A 20,179-nucleotide genomic window follows, 5' to 3' on the forward strand; every position below is an offset into this window, starting at 1 on the left:
AAAATAATTTGGGCAGTTAATTATTCTCCATTTCGTAATGGACTAGATCTTGATATAAAACCAAAAAATCACTATATTTACGAAAATCGAGATTTCTTTGAAAAAAACATTGGTTCTATTTGCGCATCCTTACTTCGAACATTCTACCACTAATGTTAGATTGTTAGAGTGTTATGAAGGTATGGATAATGTGACGTTCAGAGATTTGTACGAAGATTATCCCGATTTTCACATTCAGCCTTTCCGGGAGCGCAAACGGATTGTTGATTATGAAAGGATCATTTTTCATTTTCCTATCATCTGGTTTGGTTTGCCGCCATTATTAAAACTTTGGATAGATGAGGTTTTTGATATGCGCTGGATTTCCGAGAATGAAACCAACATACTTGCCGGAAAAGATGCGATCATTATTACAAGTGTTGGTGGAAGAGAAAATAATTATACGCAAGAAGGAAAATATGGAACGGAAGTGAAAGAGCTGCTTTCCGGGCTCAAAGTATCCTTACATGTCAATAATATCGATCTCAAAAAAATACATATCATTTATAACGCTGATAATCTTGACGACGCAGAATTGGATCTGTTATGTGAAGAATTATCCGAAATACTAAAAATAGAATAGATGCAAGGTTCCATTGCAATGACAATCCTGATTTTTCTTGGAGCGGCCATTATTATGGTTCCGTTAGGGAAAAAGCTTGGATTGAGTTCAGTTATCGGATATATTCTTGGAGGTATTTTGATTGGTCCGTTCTGTCTGCAACTGACAGGAAGAGATGCGGAAGATATTATGCACGCATCGGAATTGGGTGTGATCATGCTGCTGTTTTTAGTAGGTCTGGAATTGGAACCTCAGAAACTCTGGCAAATCCGAAAAAGAATTCTGGGATTGGGTCTCAGCCAGATGCTGTTAAGTATCGCAGGTATCTTCATTGTGTTTTACATTGCAGGATTCGGGTTGAAAAAAGCACTCATTATTTCGCTCTGTTTTGCGATGTCGTCCACTGCGATTGTTTTGCAGACTTTGAAAGAGAAAAACCTTTTCCGCACCGTCAGCGGAGAATCTTCCTTTTCTATTTTATTATTTCAGGATATTGCCGTTATTCCGATTCTTGCATTATTACCTTTCTTGTCCAAGTCTCAGAAAGCTTTGTCTCAAGCTGAGCATGAAAAAATACTGTTGCAATATTTACCCGAATGGCTACAGCCTTTTACAGTTATTTTAGGTGTTTTGGCATTAATACTTTTAGGAAAGTATATTTTTACTCCGTTCCTGAGATTTGTATCAAAGTCAGGGTTGAATGAGTTACTGACGGCAGCTTCCTTATTTTTAGTGATCGGCGTTTCAGAACTGATGATTTCTGTTGGATTAAGTCCTGCATTAGGAGCTTTCATTGCAGGTGTAATGTTAGCCAACAGTGAGTTTCGCCACGAGCTGGAAAGCGACATTGACCCTTTCAAAGGATTATTGTTGGCCGTATTTTTCGTAAGCGTTGGTGCCACCATTAATTTCGATATTATTGCTTCGAAGCCATTTTTTATTTTTTCTGCGGCATTCATTGTTTTGGCTATCAAAGCTGTTGTTCTTTTTGGGATTGGGAAATATTATAAGATGAATAACGAGCAGAGTTTCTTCCTGGCATTTGCACTGTCACAAGTCGGGGAATTTGCTTTTGTTCTGGTCAATTTTGCAGCAAGTTTATATCTTATAGACTATCAGGCTAATTCGGAATTGATGGCGATTGTTGCGATAACGATGTGTATATCGCCGTTACTTTTGATTTTCAAAGAGAAAGTTCTGGACAAACATTTCATACAACAGAAAAATGAAGAAAACGTTGAGCTGGGGATTATCAAACAACGTAAAATCATTATTGTAGGATTCGGATTTTTTGGAAGTACGGTAGGTCGTCTTCTGAAAGCTAATGGCATCCGTTCTACGGTTTTGGATAACGATCCGGACAGAGTAGCATTATTGAGGTCAAACGGCTTCAATGTATATTATGGTGATGCAACAAAACCTGCATTGTTGCGGGCTGCCGGAATCGAAGATGCTGAACTTCTGGTAATTTGTCTGGATGATCCGGAGAAAAATAAGTTTTTGGTAGATTATGCCAAGGAAAATTTTCCTGAACTCAAAATTTTTGTAAGAGCCAAAAACCGTTTGGATGCCTACGATTTCATTAATAAGAATGTCAATTATATTTATCGTGAAACACTTGGAACGGCTGTCGATATGGCAGTTGATATCCTTCAGGAAAATGGAATGAGGAAATATACGGCCAGAAGAATGGGTAAGCGTTTTATGTTGATAGACAAAGCAATGACAAGACGTTTAGCGAAAGAAAAGGACAAAGATATGATTACCTTCACCCTCCGCGAATCCCTTGAACGTGAAGCTGAATTATTGGCTTTAGACAGTATTTCCTTCGAAGAAAATCATTGGAGTGGCGATGACGATGATGAGGATAAATAAATTTGGTCCGCTTTATCTATGCTCTGTTTCTAATGTCGGTCCGTTGCTCCCAAAGAGTCGATTCAAGTTGGCTGTAAGCAATTCTATTTTAAAAATTATAAGGTATAAAGACTCTTGTTCTCTTAGTTTTCATTACTTTTATTCCCCGAAATATTTTTATTAATGAAGAAAATAACAACGACTTTATTCATCACATTTATTGCATTGGGAGCAGGAAATACGATGATCAATGCTCAGAAGAAAAAAACTTCTGCAACTACAGAACAATCTATGAAAAATAACCCTTTTCTTTCAAAAAGTCCGTTGCAATATCAGGCGCCGGAATTCGATAAAATAAAAGATTCCCATTTCAAACCTGCTTTTGATTTTGGACTGAAGCAACATTCTGCAGAAATTGATAAAATTGCTAATAATCCTGAGAAGCCGACATTTGAAAATACAATCGTGGCAATGGAAAAAAGCGGCGAAGTTCTGAACAGGGCGACCATCGTTTTTTATAATCTGACAAGTTCCAATACCAATCCGACTTTGCAAAAACTGGAAGAAGAATACGCACCAATTTTTGCTTCGCACAGTGATAAAATATATCTGAATGACAAGCTTTACCAAAGAGTAAAATCGATTTCCGATGCCGGATTGGATGCAGAATCCAAAAGATTACTTCAGTACTACAAACAAAATTTTGAGATTGCAGGAGCTGCACTTTCTGCGAAGCAAAAAGAACAGTTGAAGCAAGTCAATCAACAATTAGCAAAACTTGAAACCTTATTTTCTAACAAATTGTTAGATGCGAGAAAACAAGGAGGGTTACTGATATCTGATGTTAAAGAATTAGACGGACTTTCGCCGGACGAAATTGCTGCGGCTGCGGCTGATGCAAAACTTGCAGGACAGGAAGGTAAATATCTTTTGGCGCTTCAGAATACAACACAACAGCCGTTGCTCCAGAATCTTAAAAACAGAACAACCAGAGAAAAACTATTCAAAGCTTCCTGGTTGAGAGCGGAAAAAGGTGATAAAAATGATACCAGAGAGACCATCCAGGAATTGGTAAAATTACGTTTGAAAAAAGCCCAGATTCTTGGTAAAAAAAGCTTTGCCGAATGGAGATTACAGGACCAAATGGCAAAAAAGCCGGAAGCTGCAATGAATCTGATGAAACAGATTGCTCAGCCAGCGGTAGAAACAGCGAAGAGAGAAGAATCTGAAATCCAGGAATTGATTAAGTCTCAAGGAGGTAATTTCAATGTAGAACCTTGGGATTGGAATTTCTATTCGGAGCAGGTTAGAAAAGCGAAATATGATCTTGATGAGAATCAGATCAAGCCTTATTTCGAAGTGACTACTGTTCTGGAAAAAGGTGTTTTCTTTGCTGCTGAAAAATTCTACGGCATTACTTTCAAAAAGAGAACAGATCTTCCGGTTTATCATCCGGATGTGGTTGCTTATGAAGTTTTTGACAAAGACGGAAAATCTTTGGCAATCTATTATCTGGATTTCTTTACACGCGATTCCAAAAGTGGAGGAGCATGGATGAACAACTTTGTGAACCAGTCTTATCTTTTAGGAACCAAACCGGTCATCGTGAATGTTTACAATTTCCAGAAGCCGGCCGCGGGAAAACCTTCATTGATTTCTTTCGATGACGTAACAACTGTTTTTCATGAGTTTGGACACTCTATTCACGGGATTTTCGCAAGCCAGAAATATCCTTCGATTTCAGGAACGGCAACACCAAGGGATTTTGTAGAATTCCCTTCGCAGATCAACGAGCATTTTGCTTTGGAACCGGAAGTTCTGAAAAATTATGCTGTTCATTACGAAACCAAACAACCGATTCCACAAGAATTGGTAGAAAAAATTAAAAAAGCATCGAAATTCAACCAAGGTTACGCAACTACGGAACTTGTTTCTGCCGCTATGAATGATATGATGTGGCATTCTGTTACAGATGACAAGCAAGTGATTCCTGTTTTGGATTTTGAGAAAAAAGCGTTAACAGACAACGGATTTACAGTTGCTGCAGTTCCGCCGAGATATCATGCGCCTTACTTTGCGCACATCTGGGGAGGTGGCTATTCATCGGGTTATTATGCTTATTTGTGGTCCGAGACTTTGGATAACGACGCTTGGGAATGGATCAAGTCTAATGGCGGAATGACGAGAGAGAATGGTGATCGTTTCAGAAAATACATCCTTTCTGTGGGTAATTCTGTAGATCTTAACCAGGCTTTCCGGGATTTTGCAGGTCACGATCCGGATATCAAACCGCTTCTTAGAAACAGAGGTTTTATCAAATAACTTGTAAAAAACGCTTTCGGATTGAAGGCGTTTTTGTTAAAAAAATATCTTCTGTAGGACTAATGAATAGGACGTTTGCAGAGGGTATTAAAAAGCACGTGCCTTTTTAATAAAAGATACGTGCTTTTTTTAGAAATTAATACTGAGAAATTATTATTCCCCGATTTCTAATCTTGTGCTTAAGGCGATTCTGTTCCAGGAATTGATAATTACAATGGCCATGATGATCTCGGCAATTTGTTTTTCCGAAAAGACAGATTTTGCTTTTTGGTAAGTATCGTCACTAAGACCGTTTTGGCTAATCAATGTGATTTCTTCGGTCATTTTAAGCGCAACTTTTTCCTCTTCTGTGAAGAATTTGTCTGCTTCGTGCCAGGCGCTTACTAGGAATATTCTTTCAGCCGTTTCGCCATATTTGATAGCGTCTTTGGTGTGCATATCCAGACAGTAGGCACATCCGTTGATTTGTGAAGCGCGGATCTTAATGAGTTCTTTGATTGTTTTTGAAATCTCTGACTGAGCCAGATAACTTTCCAGTCCCAGCATTGCTTTGTAAGCCTGAGGGGCTGTTTTGCTGATGTTGATACGTTTTTCCATTGTTTTGATTGTTTTAATTTGTTGATACAAAGTTGGGGAATCGATAATGGGAAAAACTTAAACTGGTTTAAGAAAATATTTTCTCACAGATTTTATAGATTGAGCGGATTTTATTAATCTGCAAAATATGTTTAATCTGTGAGAGATCAATTTTACGAAATAGTCTTTTTTCTAATCTCACTCAGATATTCCGGAGTGAAACCGAGGAAAGAAGCAATCAGATATTGTGGAACACGTTGTACAAAAGCCGGATATTGTTTAATTAATGAGAAATAGAAATCTTCTTTGGAGTAAGTGAAAATATATTTCACTCTCCTTTGATTGGCTGCGAAAGCTCTTTGGTAAATAATCCTGAAATACTTTTCCATTATCGGGAAATCATTAAGAAGCTTTTCCTGAGACTCGCTGGAGATGGTCAGAACTTCAGATTTCTCAACCGTTTGAATGCTAAAATCAGCTGGTGTTTTGCGTTCAAAAGAAAAGTTATCTGTCATCCACCAGGTTTCCAGTGCGAAATCTGTGGTTTGTTCCGTCCCTTTTTCATTGATGAAAAACTTTCTGAGAAGACCTTTGAGGACAAAATAATTGGATTTGCAGATTTGTCCTTCCTCTAATAGAATTTCTTTTTTAGCAAACGATTTGATTTCAAAATAATCCATGATCAACGCAAAATCCTCATCCGTGATCTGGACGAATTTATCAAGATGAGATTTGAAGATTTGGCACATTGATTATTGATTTGACTGTAAATTTAAACAAAAAAGCAAAACGGCATTGACATTTTGCTTTGTATATCCGGAAGGTTCTACATCCTTTCTAATATTTCTTTTTTCTTGGTCTCGTAATCTTCTAAAGATATTAAATCATTGTCCAGAAAAGCCTTTAGTTTCATCAATGTTTCCATTGGGTCTTCTGCTGTTACTTCCGGTTTTACCTCTTGTGGCTTTTGTGGTTCTTCAGGTTTTTCGTTTTGTGTATTGACCGTAATTCCTCCGGCTGTGGCTCTTTTCTCCTCCAGTTCTTTTTGTCGGCGGTATTCTATCATTTCTTCCTCTTTGCCTTGAGCGTATTGATACAGCTTTCTGGCCTGAGATTTAGGAATATAATCTATTGTTTCTATGAATCCTGTGATAGCAGTCATTGTAAAAGTGGAACCCAAGATAGCCTCACTGATATGACTCTCAGCAACATCTTTCCAAAGGTAATCTTTGAAATCAGTCACCAGACCGAACGACTTGGAGCGGAAAAATAGGATTCTTTTATTGGTAAGAACGATAGAATCCGGAGATATATTAATGGCTGGCTTGTTTTGAACTGCAATATATTCCACCGATTCACCATTGGTAAGCAGGTCATTGACTTTTTCTGATATTTTCTCGACGGCTTTCGGATCTTGGTCTTCGTTCAGGAATTTCTTTATATCGTTGATCATTGTTCAGTTTTTTAACTAATGTGAAATTACAAAAAACAAAATGAAAATAGATCAAACTTATTAATTAATGAAAATAAAAAAGCAAAACCCATCCAGGTCTTGCTTTATAAATTAATGTTGTGAAATTTATTTCTGCTTCAATTGTTTCAAGATTTCTTCACCCACACTTTTTGCAGATTGTGGATTTTGGCCCGTAATTAATCTTTCGTCTGCAACAACGTGATTTTGCCAAAGCCCAGACTTTTCGAAGATTGCTCCGCGTTCTTTCAGCTTATCTTCCAAAAGAAAAGGAACTACATTTTCCAGTTTTACTGCAGCTTCTTCTTCGTTGGTGAAAGCATTTACTTTTTTACCTTCAACCAGATATTTTCCATTTGATAATTTGAGGTTTACAAGAGCGGAAGGTCCGTGGCAAACTGCACCTACGATGCCGTTGTTTTCATAGATTTTTCTTGCAATATTCTGTAATTCTGTATTGTCCGGAAAATCCCACATTGTTCCGTGTCCGCCGGCGTAGAAGATTGCAGCATATTTTGACGGGTCAACGTCGGAAGGCTTCATCGTATTTTCAATTTTTGTACGGTACTCTTTGTTCTCCCAGAACTCTTTATTGACAGCATCTTCCAGATTAAGTCCGTCTACCGGTGCTTTTCCACCCTTTGGACTTACGAAATCGATATCATAGCCGGCTGAATGCAAAACTTCCCAAGGATGGGAAACTTCTCCAAGATAATAACCGGTTGGTTCGTTTGTACTGCCTTTTTTGTCGTGACTGGTTACCACGAATAAGATTTTTTTGCTCATAACTTTGTTAGATTTTTTGTTCTGTGCATTTGCAATATTCAACATCGAAACAAATGCAAATAGAACAGAAAAGATTAAAACTTTGCTTTTCATTATCACAATTTTAAAATTTGATACTGCAAAATTCTACAAAATCGAGACCGAAAGAAAGGATGTAAATCAAGGTTTTTCTGTGATATAGGTCACATTTATTTTGACAATCTGCTGAGTGTCTCTCTGGATACGCCAAGGTAAGAAGCGATAAGAGACTTTGGAACACGTTGGAAAAGAGAAGGGTAGTTACTGAGCATCTGCTCATAACGTTCTTTTGCGCTGTGAGTCAAGAGTGAAAGGATTCTTTGCTGAAGCGCAATGTAACCAGAATTGGATTTCTTTCTGAAAAAATGTTCAATCTTATGAAGCTCAGCACATATTTTTTCACGATTCTCTAATGAAATAGAAAGTACTTCGACATCTTCTATACAATCAATATTCAAGGTTGAATAGGTTTGATTAAAATAAGCCTGAAAATCGGTAATCCACCAGTTTTCCCAAGCAAACTGAAGAATGTGCTCTTTGCCATCATCAGGATTAGTATGATAAGCTTTCAATAAACCCGAAACTACAAAGTGGTCGTTCCTGACAATGTCGCCTTGCTGAACCAGAAACTGATGTTTCTTAAGTTTTTTGACAGAAAAATGAGACAACAAATAATCGAATTCTTTATCCGTAATCGGTGTGATTTCTTCGATATGTTTTCTTAGTTTGTCGCTCATTTTTGAATTTCTTTGTCGAAGATAAGAATTAAAAACAGGTTTATAAAAAATCCATTCATTTCGAATGGATTAAATATTTTAAAATTAATTCTCTAATTGACTACCAAGATACTCCCATTCCTGCAAGGTCAAATCCAGCTCTTCTTTTATTTTATTGTAATTTTCCAAAACTTCTTCCGAAGGATTTTCTTTAGCAAAAGATGCTTCGAATTCTTCGATTTTCAGTTCCAGTTCAGAGATTTTTTCTTCTACTTTTTTAATTTTATTCTGGATGTTTTTTTGCTCTTTGCTGACAATGGTTGTGGATTGATTGTCAGTTGCTGGTTTTGACTCTTGAACCTTAGCTTTTGGAGCTTCAACCTCTTCTTTATGGAGTTTTGACCTCTCTGCAGAGATTTCCCTTATGCTTTCTTTTTGTCTGTATTCCAGATATTCATCAATGTTTCCAAGGAATTCTTTCATCTTTCCATCACGGAATTCAAAGATTTTATCAGACAAACCTTGCAGAAATTCACGGTCGTGAGAAATCACGATTAATGTTCCTTCATATTTCTGAAGTGCTAATTTGATAATCTCCTTTGACTGGATATCCAAGTGGTTCGTAGGCTCATCCATAATCAATGTGTTGAACGGACGAAGCAACAATTTACAAAGCGCCAGACGGTTTCTCTCACCTCCGGAAAGAACTTTGGTTTTCTTAGTCACATCTTCACCTTGAAACAAGAAAGAACCTAAAAGGTCACGCACACGTGGTCTGGTTTCTTCCGTCGCAGAATCTTCTGCTTCCTGCAAAACGGTTTTCTCAGGCGTCAAAACTTCTTCCTGATTCTGTGCAAAATAACCGATGCTCACATTGTGACCAAGATTCCATTCTCCGGTATAATCTTTAATATCGCCGGCAAGAATCTTTGCCAACGTGGTTTTTCCCTGCCCATTTTGTCCCAAAAGAGAGATTCTGTCGCCACGTTCTATAAAGAAATCAACATTGTCAAAAATTTGCTTATCACCATAAGCTTTTCCCAGATTTTTAGCTTCGAAAATTACTTTCCCCGGTGTTACAGACGGTTGAAAACGGATATTGAATTTAGAAACATCTTCATTATCAATCTCGATTCTCTCTATTTTATCCAGTTTTTTAATTAATGATTGGGCAAAAGAAGCTTTAGTCGCACTCGCACGGAACTTGTTGATGTTGTCTTCCATCTGCTTGATTTCTGCATCCTGGTTTTTCTTGGCTTGTGCCAGCTTTTCTCGGCGTTCTTTTCTCAGTTCCAGATATTTGGAGTAGTTGGCTTTGTAGTCATCGATTTTTTTATTATTAACATCAAAAGTTCTGTTGCATATCGAAGTCATAAACTGTTTATCGTGACTTACCAAGACAATCGAACCTGGATAATCTTTCAGGAAATTTTCCAACCAAATGATAGATTCCATATCCAAGTGGTTGGTTGGCTCATCCAGAAGCATCAAATCGTTTTTCTGAAGAAGCAGTTTTGCCAGCTCAATTCTCATTCTCCAACCTCCGGAAAACTCATCGGTGATTTTTTGAAAATCATCCGCTTTGAAACCTAAACCAAACAGTACTTTCTCCACATCGCCTTCAAGATTGTAAGCATCATGATTCATTAATAGGTCATTCAGTTCCGTCATTCTGACAATCAGATCAGAATAAGCGTCACTTTCGTAATCGGTTCTGATAGCTAACTGGTGATTGACATCTTCCAGCTCATTTTTCATCGCATTGATCTGTTCATAAGCCTGCATTGTCTCATCCCAAACAGTTCTTCCTTTTACAAAATCAAGATCTTGCTTTAAGAAACCAATCGTGATATTTCCTTCAGGCACTACCGTGCCTTCATAAAAATTGATTTCTCCGGAAAGGATTTTAAGAAGTGTGGATTTTCCGGCTCCATTCTTACCAACCAACCCAATCTTGTCATCTTTTTTGATGGTAAAATTGACGTCCCGGAAAAGATAATTTCCTGCGTGATGTAATCCTAATCCTTGTGCCGATATCATTGTAGTATATGTTTAAATTTCAATTGGCAAAAGTAGGGTTTAATTGGAGATGAATCAAGAGAAAAGAATAAAGAGAGAAGACTCTGAAAATTGAGACTAAAAGTCTTTTGAAGTACTAAGTTTCTCGCAGCCCGACTTATCTCTGATTCTTTATTTATTTTTATTTGAATCGATGAACCGCTTCGCTAGGTTTGAGCGGAAGGCGGATAAAGCTGCGCAAATAATATTAGTATAAGATTTTGACAACCTCAATCTGACAAAGAAATGTTAATTATTGTCATTAAAGAAGCAAAAACTTATCTTTGCAAAAATTTTTATAAAATGAGTAAGCCGATTTCGGAATTTATAGAAAAGTACTATTTGCACTTCAATGCAGCTGCGTTGGTAGATGCTTCCAAAGGTTATGTTGCTCACCTGAAAGATGGCGGCAAAATGATGGTAACATTGGCTGGAGCGATGTCAACTGCTGAACTTGGTAAAATCTTTGCCGAAATGATTCGTCAGGATAAAGTGGATTTTATTTCTTGTACAGGAGCCAACCTGGAAGAAGACCTTATGAATCTTGTTGCACATTCGCATTATGAAAGAGTTCCTCATTACCGAGACCTGACGCCGCAGGAAGAATGGGCGCTTCTAGAAAGAGGACTGAATAGGGTTACTGATACTTGTATCCCTGAAGAAGAGGCTTTCAGAAGATTGCAGAAACACATCTATGAAATCTGGAAAGATGCTGATAATAAAGGCGAAAGATATTTCCCACACGAGTATATGTACAAAATGATTCTTTCTGGTGTTCTTGAGCAGTATTATGAGATCCCAAGAGAAAACTCATGGATGATTGCTGCGGCTGAGAAGAATTTGCCAATCGTAGTTCCGGGATGGGAAGACTCTACAATGGGTAATATTTTTGCATCCTATTGTATCAAGGGCGATTTGAAATTCTCTACAATGAAATCTGGAATTGAGTATATGGCTTATCTTGCTGATTGGTACACAAAAAATTCAGATGGAAAAGGGGTTGGGTTCTTTCAAATTGGGGGAGGAATTGCCGGAGATTTTCCAATCTGTGTGGTGCCGATGCTTTATCAGGATATGGAAATGCACGATATTCCTTTCTGGAGTTATTTCTGTCAGATTTCTGATTCTACAACTTCTTACGGATCATATTCCGGTGCAGTTCCGAATGAAAAAATCACTTGGGGAAAACTGGATATCACAACACCAAAATTCATTGTCGAAAGTGATGCTACCATCTGTGCACCTTTGATGTTCAGCTATATTCTGGAGAATTCTTAATTATAAGTCATAAAAATAAAAAAAGCGTTCAGAATTGAACGCTTTTTTTATGATTGAATTTGAATATTTAATCAAGAGAGTTGAGCAATACAATATACCTGTAAGCAAAAATCGCTTTCTGGATTTTTGTCAGTTTCGTAGGATCTTTTTTGCTGTATTTTGGTAAAATACGTTTGTTGACACCATTTAGAAATCTGAAAAATGCTTTTTTCATATTACTTATTTTATTTGAATAAGTTACAATTTCTGCGCCGTAATTTGAAGTTGATAATTTATCACAGCATCATTACATTTTCTATTGCCGCTACCTTTTTATAGATGTTGATAACCTGGTCAGCATCCAATACAAAGCAATTGATGGATACAGAAGTATATTTTCCATTGGAACTTTCTCTGTTGGCCATAGTGTATTTGAGATTGTCAAAAACTCTTAGAATTTCTGTGATCTTTTCCGAATCACTTGTGATAATGAATTTGAAAAGATATTCTTCTGGGAAATTATGCTGTTGTTCTAACTTTTCTTTAAGAGACTTATAAAAATCTTCTGGATTTGCATGGTTGCTTTCTATAATATTTGCCATTATTCTGTTTTATAATAAATTAAAATCTCCGAAAAAATTCGGAGATCAAAGTTACTATATTTATTTATCTTTTTATGATGGATTTTCAGCGGTTGCTGTCTGAGGAAGAGAAACTTCGTCTGGAGCAGCTTCTAACGCTTTGTCCAAAGTGAATAATGATTCATCAGTTGCCTGGTCACCGCCTGCAATTTTAAGCTTGTCAATCAGTTCTAAAGCTAATTTTTCTTCTTCAATCTGTTCTTTTACAAACCATTGCATAAAATTCCATGTTGCCCAATCTTTTTCCCGGAAAGCGAGATCCACAATATTATAAATTGCTGTGGTATTATCAACCTCGTGCTGAAAAACCTTATTAAAGCAGTCGGTTAAATTTTGTGGATTTTCCGGCGGAGCAGGAATAGCTTCGACTTTTGCTTCCCCGCCTCTGTCCAATATGTATCTCATAAATTTGATCATATGATTTCTTTCTTCCTGAGAATGTCTGTATAGGAAATTGGCAATTCCGCCGTAACCTTTGACGTCAGCCCAGCACCCATAAGAAAGAAAGATTTGTGAAGCATGCGCTTCTTTGGTCATTTGTTTAATTAATGCAGTTTGCATCTGATTAGATAGTCTGTTGGTATTCATAAACTTTGTATTAGTTATTATTATGTTAAATGTAAGCAATGATTAATTACTCATTTCGAAGCAATAAGAATTGATATTTCTAAAAAAATCAAATATTGAGCCAAAAAAAGGGGATATTTTTTGTGGTGTTTAAATAGATATAATTCCTTTATTTAATTTTATTTATCTGATTTTCAGAAATTTATATGTATTTTAGTAAATATTAACATTGTGTTAATAAAAATTTTTATATTCGGAGAATAAGAAAATAATACATAAGAATATTATGAGAAAAAATTATGTTAAATTACCATTGTTGATCGCTGCTTTGTACTTTGGCGGTGATTTGCATGCACAATCCACACAGGATACTACTGCTAAAGAAAACAAAATTGAGGAAGTAGTTGTGATTGGATATGGTACGGCTAAGAAAGTGGATTTGACGAGTGCGATTACTACTGTAAAAGCAGCGGATATCGTTAAAACTCCTACAGGTCAGGCTACTCAATCATTACAAGGTAAGGTGGCCGGTGTACAAATCAGTAGTTTTGGTTCACCAGGTGAAGCACCTAAAGTAACTATTAGAGGTATTAAATCATTACAAGGAGATAATCAGCCTTTATATGTGGTTGACGGTCTTTTTGTTGATGATATTAGTTTCTTAAACTCAAACGACATTCAGGATTTTACGGTACTCAAAGATGCTTCCGCATCGGCAATTTATGGGGTAAAAGCAGCAAATGGTGTAATTGTAATTACTACAAAAGGAGGAAGTTATAACAAGAAGCCGCGATTGACTTATGATACTTATTACGGAGCACAAATGGCTAATAATGTTCTGAAGATGGCCAATACCGAGCAGTTTGTTAATTTTGTAAATGAATCAGGTTCTGGATCTGAAATAGCGAGTATAAATGCTGCTATAGAACGTTTTGGAAGAAGCCGCGTAAATCCTAATTTACCAAATGTAAATACAGACTGGTATAAAGAGGCACTTCGGGTGGCTAGTATTCAGAATCATAGTTTATCGGTTGATGGAGGTTCTGAAAAAGTGGCGTATTCATTTGGTGGAAACTATTTTGATCAGAACGGTATACTGAAAATGAAAAACAGTTATGATCGATTCAATATCAGAGCAAAGATTGATGCAAAAGCAACAAGCTGGCTAACTGTAGGTGCTGTGATAAACTACTCAAGAAGCGAAAGATATCTTGATGAGGCTAGTGCATGGTCGCAAATTTATTATGCAGTGCCAGTTTTGCCGAAGTATGATTATACAAACCCCGGCACTTGGCCTTATGCATATGCAGATGCAAAGCAAATAGGTTACAGAGATCCTCAAAACCCTTTTGCAACTATGGATAATGTAGATAAACTTACAGTGTCAAGAAGGCTTAACTTTAACGCTTATGCTGAAGCAGCATTGATTCCGAAAGAATTAATCCTTAAGTCTGCATTATCATATAGTAGTCAAAATGATAGAGAACGTAATATGGCTCTACCTTATTTTGCTACAGCTAATTTGCAAAGGACAATCAATGACGCTTCTATGGCAAGGAACACAGCTTCATACGAAAATTATATTTGGGATAATACACTAACTTGGAACAAATCTTTCGGTAAGCACGACATTACTCTAATGGGTGGAACTTCATTTGCGGATGAATGGTTTAATTTAGAAAGAATTTTTGGTAATTTTTACAGCGGAACACCATTTAACAGATATGACGAAACTACTTGGTATCTCAACAACCTTGACCCTACAAAAATTAGAGTTAATGATTACGATAAAGATGATGTAAGTTTACAACCAAAAAGATACTACAGAACTTCATACTTCGGTCGTTTGTCTTATAAGTTTGATAACAAATATATTGTTTATGGAACCATCAGAAATGAAGGCTCTAACAAATTCCCTGCTCAGAGAAAAATTAATCTACCTGCTTTTGGTGCAAGCTGGGTAGTGTCCGAAGAATCTTTTATGAAAGATATTTCTTGGCTGAATCTTTTAAAATTCCGAGGAGGATGGGGAAGATTGGCTAATGATGGAATCAGTGCCAACAGACCACAAGTGCCAGCATCTGTCAATGCAATTTTTGCAGATCAGTTATATACGGGTTACGTATTCAGTACCTTCCTGGACAATGTAAAAAGAGAATTTACAGAGGAAACCAATATAGGTCTTAGCTCTGAGTTTTTTAATAGAAGATTAACATTGGATGCAGATTATTTTGTGAAGGATACAAAACAGCTTGTGATTCCTGTTCTTCCAAAGGTTGGCGATCAAAGAAGCTATACTAATGTTGGATCATTAAGAAACAGGGGGTATGAAATATCAGCAGGATGGAGAGATAAAATTGGGGAAGACTGGAGCTATTTTATTAATGGGAATTTCAGTCATATTAAAAATAATATTACAGACTTATATGGTCAAAGTTTCATTAATACCGGCGAGCCAGAATTCCAGCAGCGCCTTGTTGTAGGTCAGCCAATTAATGTATTCTATGGTTGGGTATTAGATGGTGTTTATCAAAATGCAGCTCAGGTTGCTGCGGATCCTACTACTGTTGGACAAAACATAAAACCGGGTTACTTCAAATTTAAGGATCTGAATGGTGATGGTAAAATAGATTCTGATGACAGAACTTATTTAGGATCTCCTGTTCCTACCTATTATTTTGGAGCATCATTTGGTGCTAATTACAAAAACTGGGATCTTTCTATAGCGCTTTATGGACAAGGAGGAAATAAAATTCTGGCGAGAAACAGAGGAGAGGTTATCAAAACACCAGGTAGAAATATTGATGCAGAATTAGCCATCAACCGCTGGCATGGAGAAGGGACTACTAATGAGTTTCCATCCTCAGAAGGGTACAGAACACCTTGGAATCAAAAAATGTCTGATTTTTGGTTAGAAGATGGTGATTTTGTTAGAATACAGAATATTCAATTGGGATATACTTTGAAGCAAAGTAATATTCCTGAGATGAGATTTTCAATCACTGCTGACAGGCCATTTATGTGGAGTAAAAGTAAAAATCTAATGAATCCTGAGGTAGGACCAAATGGTGTAGATACGACGACTTATCCAACACCTTCTGTTTTCACTTTTGGTTATACAGTTAAATTTTAATTAATATTAAATAAAAAATAATGAAACGTTCAATATATATAAAATTTTTGTTGCTTGCGGGTGCACTTGTATTCACAGGTTGTGACAGAAAACTGGATGAGAAAATGGAAATGGATCCCAGCGATTCTTTCGACTATACTAATCCAGATGGTGCAAAAGGAGCTTTAATCGGGGCATATTCTTCATTCCAAGATATGGGCTGGGAACAAATCCCATTAGTTTCAGTTTTGGGCGATGATGTAAATGCCGGAGGTCTGGGAGATCAGGCTGCTTTTGCCGATACAGACAAATACATCTACGACAATAACTTTTGGATGTATAACTCTCTTTGGGGTGTTTGGTATCAACATATACTTCAGATTACTACTCAAATTAATCAGTTGGACAAATTCAAAACAGGAGGTGTGAATCCCACAACTATTGCACAATATCAGGCAGAGTGTAAAGTAATGAGCGCTTTCTTGCATTTGGAACTCTCCAGATTATGGGGGAAGGTTATTTTGGTAGAAACACCTGACCAGACTCAACTGAAATTAAAATCAAAAGACGAGATAATGCAATGGATTTCTGCGCAGATGGATGCAGCTATTCCAAATCTGCCGGATATGCGTCCTAATCAAAGAACAGACATAAAAGGGGGTATTACCAAATATACAGCTTTAGCGGTTAAAGCAATGGCAAATTTGGAGTTGAAAAATTATCAAGGTGTTGCAGATGCTACTGGTGCAATCATCAATTCTGGAAAATTCTCTTTGTATTCTGATTTCAATAATTTATTCAAAGTTGGTGGAAAGCTGGCGGATGAAAACTTGTTAGAAATTCAGTACTCAGATTTGGGTGCAGCTTCCAATCCTAATTCCAAAAATCACCTTTGGGCTTTTTACGGGCCTCAAGGATGGACTCCAAAGGTATCAGGTGCTGCTGACGGTTGGGGGTTTTATGAGCCAAGTATGAAGTACATCAAGTTTATGTTAAATCGTGGTGAACAAAAAAGATTACAAACCAGTGTCCTATTTACAAATAGAGGAATTACGGAAATTAAAAAAGATCCTGCTTTTGCAACATTGCCATCTTGGGTATCTAATACAACAATAGAAGGAGATGTCATTAATGATTATAGCAGAGCAATGTTTGCAAGTGGAAAACACTATATGCCATCAACACTTCTTACACCTGGTAGAACAGATTACGGAAGTAATAAAAATTATATTGTTACCAGATATGCAGAAATACTTTTAATGTATGCAGAAGCTGTAACAAGAGGCGCCAATCCTACAGCCGGCTCAGCAGTTAGTGCCGTTAATACTGTAAGAGAAAGAGCTGGTTTAGGTAATTTAGCATCTGTAACTGCAGATCAAGTGATGGATGAGAAGTATGCTGAATTGGGAATGGAATGGGGGATCCGATATTTTGATATGGTAAGATTAGGTAATACTGCTGCTTTAAGTTATGATGGCAGAACTTTTACCATGGACAAACAATTTTTACCTTACCCGTTGGCACAAATGGATATAATTAACCAATTAAACAAATAATGAAAATGAATAAATATATAAACATAGCATTTGCAGGAGCAATGTTAATAAGTGCATTTTCCTGCAAAGACGGTTACATTGATGATATAACGTCGATTCCTCAAGGTGAAGATAAAGTTGCTCCTGTTGTTACAATTATGAATCCTGCATCCGGAACAGTTAATATTCCATTTACTGACACCCAAGCAGACTATACATTTGAATTTAAGGTTTCTGATGATATAGAAATTAAAACAATAAACATCTCTCTAGATGGCTCTCCTCTTCAAACTTATAATAGTTTTTTAGACTATAGAAATTATACAGGAAAATACTTATATAAGAATTTGGGATTAGGTAATCATACTTTCAAAGTTGATGCAGTTGATTTATCGGGTAAAACAACTACCAAAACTTTTGCTTTTAACGTTACGAACGTATATCAGGCATTATATGAAGGCGAATCTTTTTTTGTTCCGTTTGATTATCCGTCGACAGATCCTTTGAAGGTTGTATCAGATTTGCTTCAAAATACACCTGCTACGAGTAACCCTTTATCATTGACATCTGGAGTTTCTGGAAATGGTATACAAGGGGCTAATCTAAAATATATTAGTTATGCAAAACCTAATGACTGGATAAAGAATGCTGAGAGTTTTACTGTTTCATTCTGGTTCAAGTTAAATGGTCAAACTAAAAATAATAATGGAGGTAACGGCCCGGAACATATTTTTAGTATTCCCACTACAACAGATCATTGGTCAGGTGGACAAGGTATGTTATTAATGGAAACAAATGCTACTGGTACTCAGATAAAATTTCCAATAGTAGACAAAACCAAAGCTGACAAATGGTTTAATTGGGAAGGAGCAGATGCAATACCAGGAATTGCTGATAACAAATGGAGACATTGTGCATTGGTTTACGATGCTGTAACTAGTAAAATGACTTTGTACATTGATGGTGTTGCTAATGCAAAACAAGTCGCTTGGGATAATCATGGCAGCATAAATATGGATGTTACAACAGCAACTGAATTCAGATTGGGAGCTGGACCAAAACAAGTCAATAATGATACTGCGGATGACTGGTTAAGATCAACATGGAAAGGAGGATTAGATCAATTTAGATTATTTTCTAAGGCGTTATCTGCTTCTGATATTAAGAATATCTATGATTCTAAATTATAGATAAACTATTAATAATTTATTAAATAAAAACACTTTATGACTCGTTCATAAAGTGTTTTTCATAAAAAATAAAATCAATGTTTAAAAAGGATTTTTTTAAAATTACAGTTTTATCTTCTGTTCTTTTTTTATCATACAATTGTTCCAACTCCAGTGATTGGGATCCGAATGATACATTAGTTAATAACCCGCAAGAACCCGCAACTGTTTACACAGATGACCAGATTATAGAAATGACCCAAAAAGGTGCTTTGAAGTATTTTTGGGATTTTGCGCAAACCAATTCTAAGCTTGCCAGAGAAAGATATCATACAGATGATCCTAATAACGATGCCAATACGGTTACAACTGGAGGTTCAGGCTTTGGGTTGATGACAATTTTAGTAGGAATCAAGAATGGTTATGTATCGCAGACTGATGCCGTTTCGAGATTAACAACCGCTCTTGATTTCCTCAAAACTGCAAATCGCTTTCACGGAGCTTGGCCACATTGGATCAATGGTAATTCAGGTAATGTAATTCCTTTTGGTGAAAAAGATAATGGAGGTGATCTTGTAGAGACAGCTTTTTTAGCTCAGGGATTAATTTGTGTAAGAGAATATTTTAAGAATTCTACAAATTCTGCTGAATTGGCATTGGCACAGAAAGCAGATGAACTATGGAAAGGAATCGAATGGAATTGGTACACTAAAGGTGAAAATGCATTATACTGGCATTGGTCTCCAAATTATGATTTCCAAATAAATATGAAATTGCAAGGTTTTGACGAAACGTTGATTACATATGTTTTGGCAGCGGCTTCCCCCAATTATTCTATTAATAAATCTGTTTATCAAAATGGCTGGGCAAGGAATGGTGCTATCAAAACTTCGGGTTCACAGTTTGGAATTCCTTTGATTGTAAATCATAACGGAGCATCGGGAACGGTTGGACCGATGTTTTGGTCACATTATTCATTTTTGGGATTAGATCCAAGAGGATTAACAGACGACTACGTCAATTATGGTGATGCAACATCCAATCATGCGAAGATTATGTATCAATATTGTTTGGCAAACCCAAAAGGTTATCAGGGTTATAATGCTAAAAGCTGGGGTCTTACTGCAAGTTATTCCCGAAATGCAGATGGGACAACAGGTTATTCGGCACATCAGCCTAATAATGATTTAGGAATTATTTCTCCGACTGCAGCTATTTCTGATATGCCATATACACCTACAGAAAGTATGAATTTCCTAAGATTCCTCTACAATGAAAACTATTCAAAATACATAGGAATTGCAGGCCCTTATGATGCTTACTCGGTTCAGTATAATTGGGTGACACCTAGGTATTTAGCGATTGATCAGGGAACTATTGCTCCTATGATTGAGAATCACAAAAACCAATTCTTATGGAATCTTTTTATGAATGCACCGGATGTAAGGCAAGGCTTAATTAAACTGGGCTTCCACTCATCATTCCATGGATTTTAA

Annotated in this window: 17 protein-coding genes; 8 read left to right on the top strand and 9 right to left on the bottom strand. The window is 36.7% G+C overall.

Translation table 11 applies throughout. From position 1 onward, the window contains the following. Positions 1 to 97: 97 nt before the first annotated feature. The 3 genes from AC5P2S_RS04215 to AC5P2S_RS04225 all read left to right on the top strand — a co-directional run bounded on the left by AC5P2S_RS04215 (position 98) and on the right by AC5P2S_RS04225 (position 4,777). On the top strand, positions 98 to 622 hold the full coding sequence (locus AC5P2S_RS04215) for an NAD(P)H-dependent oxidoreductase (RefSeq protein WP_494556333.1): 525 nt from the start codon (positions 98 to 100) through the stop codon (positions 620 to 622). Then, complete coding sequence (locus AC5P2S_RS04220) at positions 623 to 2,476, top strand: monovalent cation:proton antiporter-2 (CPA2) family protein (protein WP_283417389.1); 1,854 nt, start codon at positions 623 to 625, stop codon at positions 2,474 to 2,476. It abuts the gene before it with no gap. Between the two features lie 162 nt (positions 2,477 to 2,638). Further along, positions 2,639 to 4,777: a M3 family metallopeptidase gene (locus AC5P2S_RS04225; RefSeq protein ID WP_494556334.1), complete on the top strand. Its 2,139-nt coding sequence runs from the start codon at positions 2,639 to 2,641 to the stop codon at positions 4,775 to 4,777. Positions 4,778 to 4,930: 153 nt separating this feature from the next. Here the strand turns inward: AC5P2S_RS04225 and AC5P2S_RS04230 are convergent, their stop codons facing one another. The 6 genes from AC5P2S_RS04230 to AC5P2S_RS04255 all read right to left on the bottom strand — a co-directional run bounded on the left by AC5P2S_RS04230 (position 4,931) and on the right by AC5P2S_RS04255 (position 10,384). Next, a complete protein-coding gene (locus AC5P2S_RS04230; RefSeq protein WP_494556335.1) occupies positions 4,931 to 5,374 on the bottom strand; it encodes a carboxymuconolactone decarboxylase family protein in 444 nt (147 codons plus the stop codon). Positions 5,375 to 5,526: 152 nt separating this feature from the next. Next, positions 5,527 to 6,102 (bottom strand): Crp/Fnr family transcriptional regulator, encoded by a 576-nt coding sequence (locus AC5P2S_RS04235; protein WP_283417387.1) that lies wholly within the window; start codon positions 6,100 to 6,102, stop codon positions 5,527 to 5,529. Between the two features lie 77 nt (positions 6,103 to 6,179). Beyond that, positions 6,180 to 6,806, bottom strand: coding sequence for a PH domain-containing protein (locus AC5P2S_RS04240; RefSeq protein WP_283417386.1), 627 nt, complete (start codon positions 6,804 to 6,806; stop codon positions 6,180 to 6,182). A gap of 126 nt (positions 6,807 to 6,932) precedes the next feature. Next, entirely contained in the window at positions 6,933 to 7,703 is a 771-nt protein-coding gene (locus AC5P2S_RS04245) for a type 1 glutamine amidotransferase domain-containing protein (RefSeq protein WP_494556336.1), read from the bottom strand. A gap of 95 nt (positions 7,704 to 7,798) precedes the next feature. Then, positions 7,799 to 8,365 carry a Crp/Fnr family transcriptional regulator gene (locus AC5P2S_RS04250; RefSeq protein WP_494556337.1) on the bottom strand — a complete coding sequence of 189 codons (567 nt, stop codon included), beginning with the start codon at positions 8,363 to 8,365 and terminating at the stop codon, positions 7,799 to 7,801. Between the two features lie 84 nt (positions 8,366 to 8,449). After that, positions 8,450 to 10,384: an ABC-F family ATP-binding cassette domain-containing protein gene (locus tag AC5P2S_RS04255; protein ID WP_283417384.1), complete on the bottom strand. Its 1,935-nt coding sequence runs from the start codon at positions 10,382 to 10,384 to the stop codon at positions 8,450 to 8,452. A 321-nt stretch (positions 10,385 to 10,705) separates the two neighbouring features. Between AC5P2S_RS04255 and AC5P2S_RS04260 the strand changes: the two genes are divergently transcribed. Further along, entirely contained in the window at positions 10,706 to 11,680 is a 975-nt protein-coding gene (locus tag AC5P2S_RS04260; RefSeq protein WP_494556338.1) for a deoxyhypusine synthase family protein, read from the top strand. Positions 11,681 to 11,747: 67 nt separating this feature from the next. Here the strand turns inward: AC5P2S_RS04260 and AC5P2S_RS04265 are convergent, their stop codons facing one another. From AC5P2S_RS04265 to AC5P2S_RS04275, 3 genes are all read right to left on the bottom strand, one after another. Continuing rightward, positions 11,748 to 11,894, bottom strand: a complete 147-nt coding sequence (locus AC5P2S_RS04265) for a hypothetical protein (protein ID WP_283417382.1) — start codon at positions 11,892 to 11,894, stop codon at positions 11,748 to 11,750. Between the two features lie 61 nt (positions 11,895 to 11,955). Next, a complete protein-coding gene (locus tag AC5P2S_RS04270; RefSeq protein ID WP_494556339.1) occupies positions 11,956 to 12,261 on the bottom strand; it encodes a DUF493 family protein in 306 nt (101 codons plus the stop codon). A 72-nt stretch (positions 12,262 to 12,333) separates the two neighbouring features. Next, positions 12,334 to 12,888: a ferritin gene (locus AC5P2S_RS04275; protein WP_494556340.1), complete on the bottom strand. Its 555-nt coding sequence runs from the start codon at positions 12,886 to 12,888 to the stop codon at positions 12,334 to 12,336. Between the two features lie 265 nt (positions 12,889 to 13,153). On the opposite strand from AC5P2S_RS04275, the gene AC5P2S_RS04280 reads away from it, so the two are divergent. From AC5P2S_RS04280 to AC5P2S_RS04295, 4 genes are all read left to right on the top strand, one after another. Continuing rightward, positions 13,154 to 16,000, top strand: coding sequence for a SusC/RagA family TonB-linked outer membrane protein (locus AC5P2S_RS04280; protein ID WP_494556341.1), 2,847 nt, complete (start codon positions 13,154 to 13,156; stop codon positions 15,998 to 16,000). Between the two features lie 20 nt (positions 16,001 to 16,020). Next, positions 16,021 to 17,535, top strand: coding sequence for a RagB/SusD family nutrient uptake outer membrane protein (locus AC5P2S_RS04285; protein WP_494556342.1), 1,515 nt, complete (start codon positions 16,021 to 16,023; stop codon positions 17,533 to 17,535). 5 nt (positions 17,536 to 17,540) lie between these two features. Then, the gene (locus tag AC5P2S_RS04290; protein WP_494556343.1) at positions 17,541 to 18,704 is read left to right on the top strand and encodes a LamG domain-containing protein; all 1,164 of its coding nucleotides are present in this window, start codon (positions 17,541 to 17,543) and stop codon (positions 18,702 to 18,704) included. Positions 18,705 to 18,781: 77 nt separating this feature from the next. Further along, on the top strand, positions 18,782 to 20,179 hold the full coding sequence (locus tag AC5P2S_RS04295; RefSeq protein ID WP_494556344.1) for a glucoamylase family protein: 1,398 nt from the start codon (positions 18,782 to 18,784) through the stop codon (positions 20,177 to 20,179).

It is taken from the genome of Epilithonimonas sp. 33E (assembly GCF_059372615.1).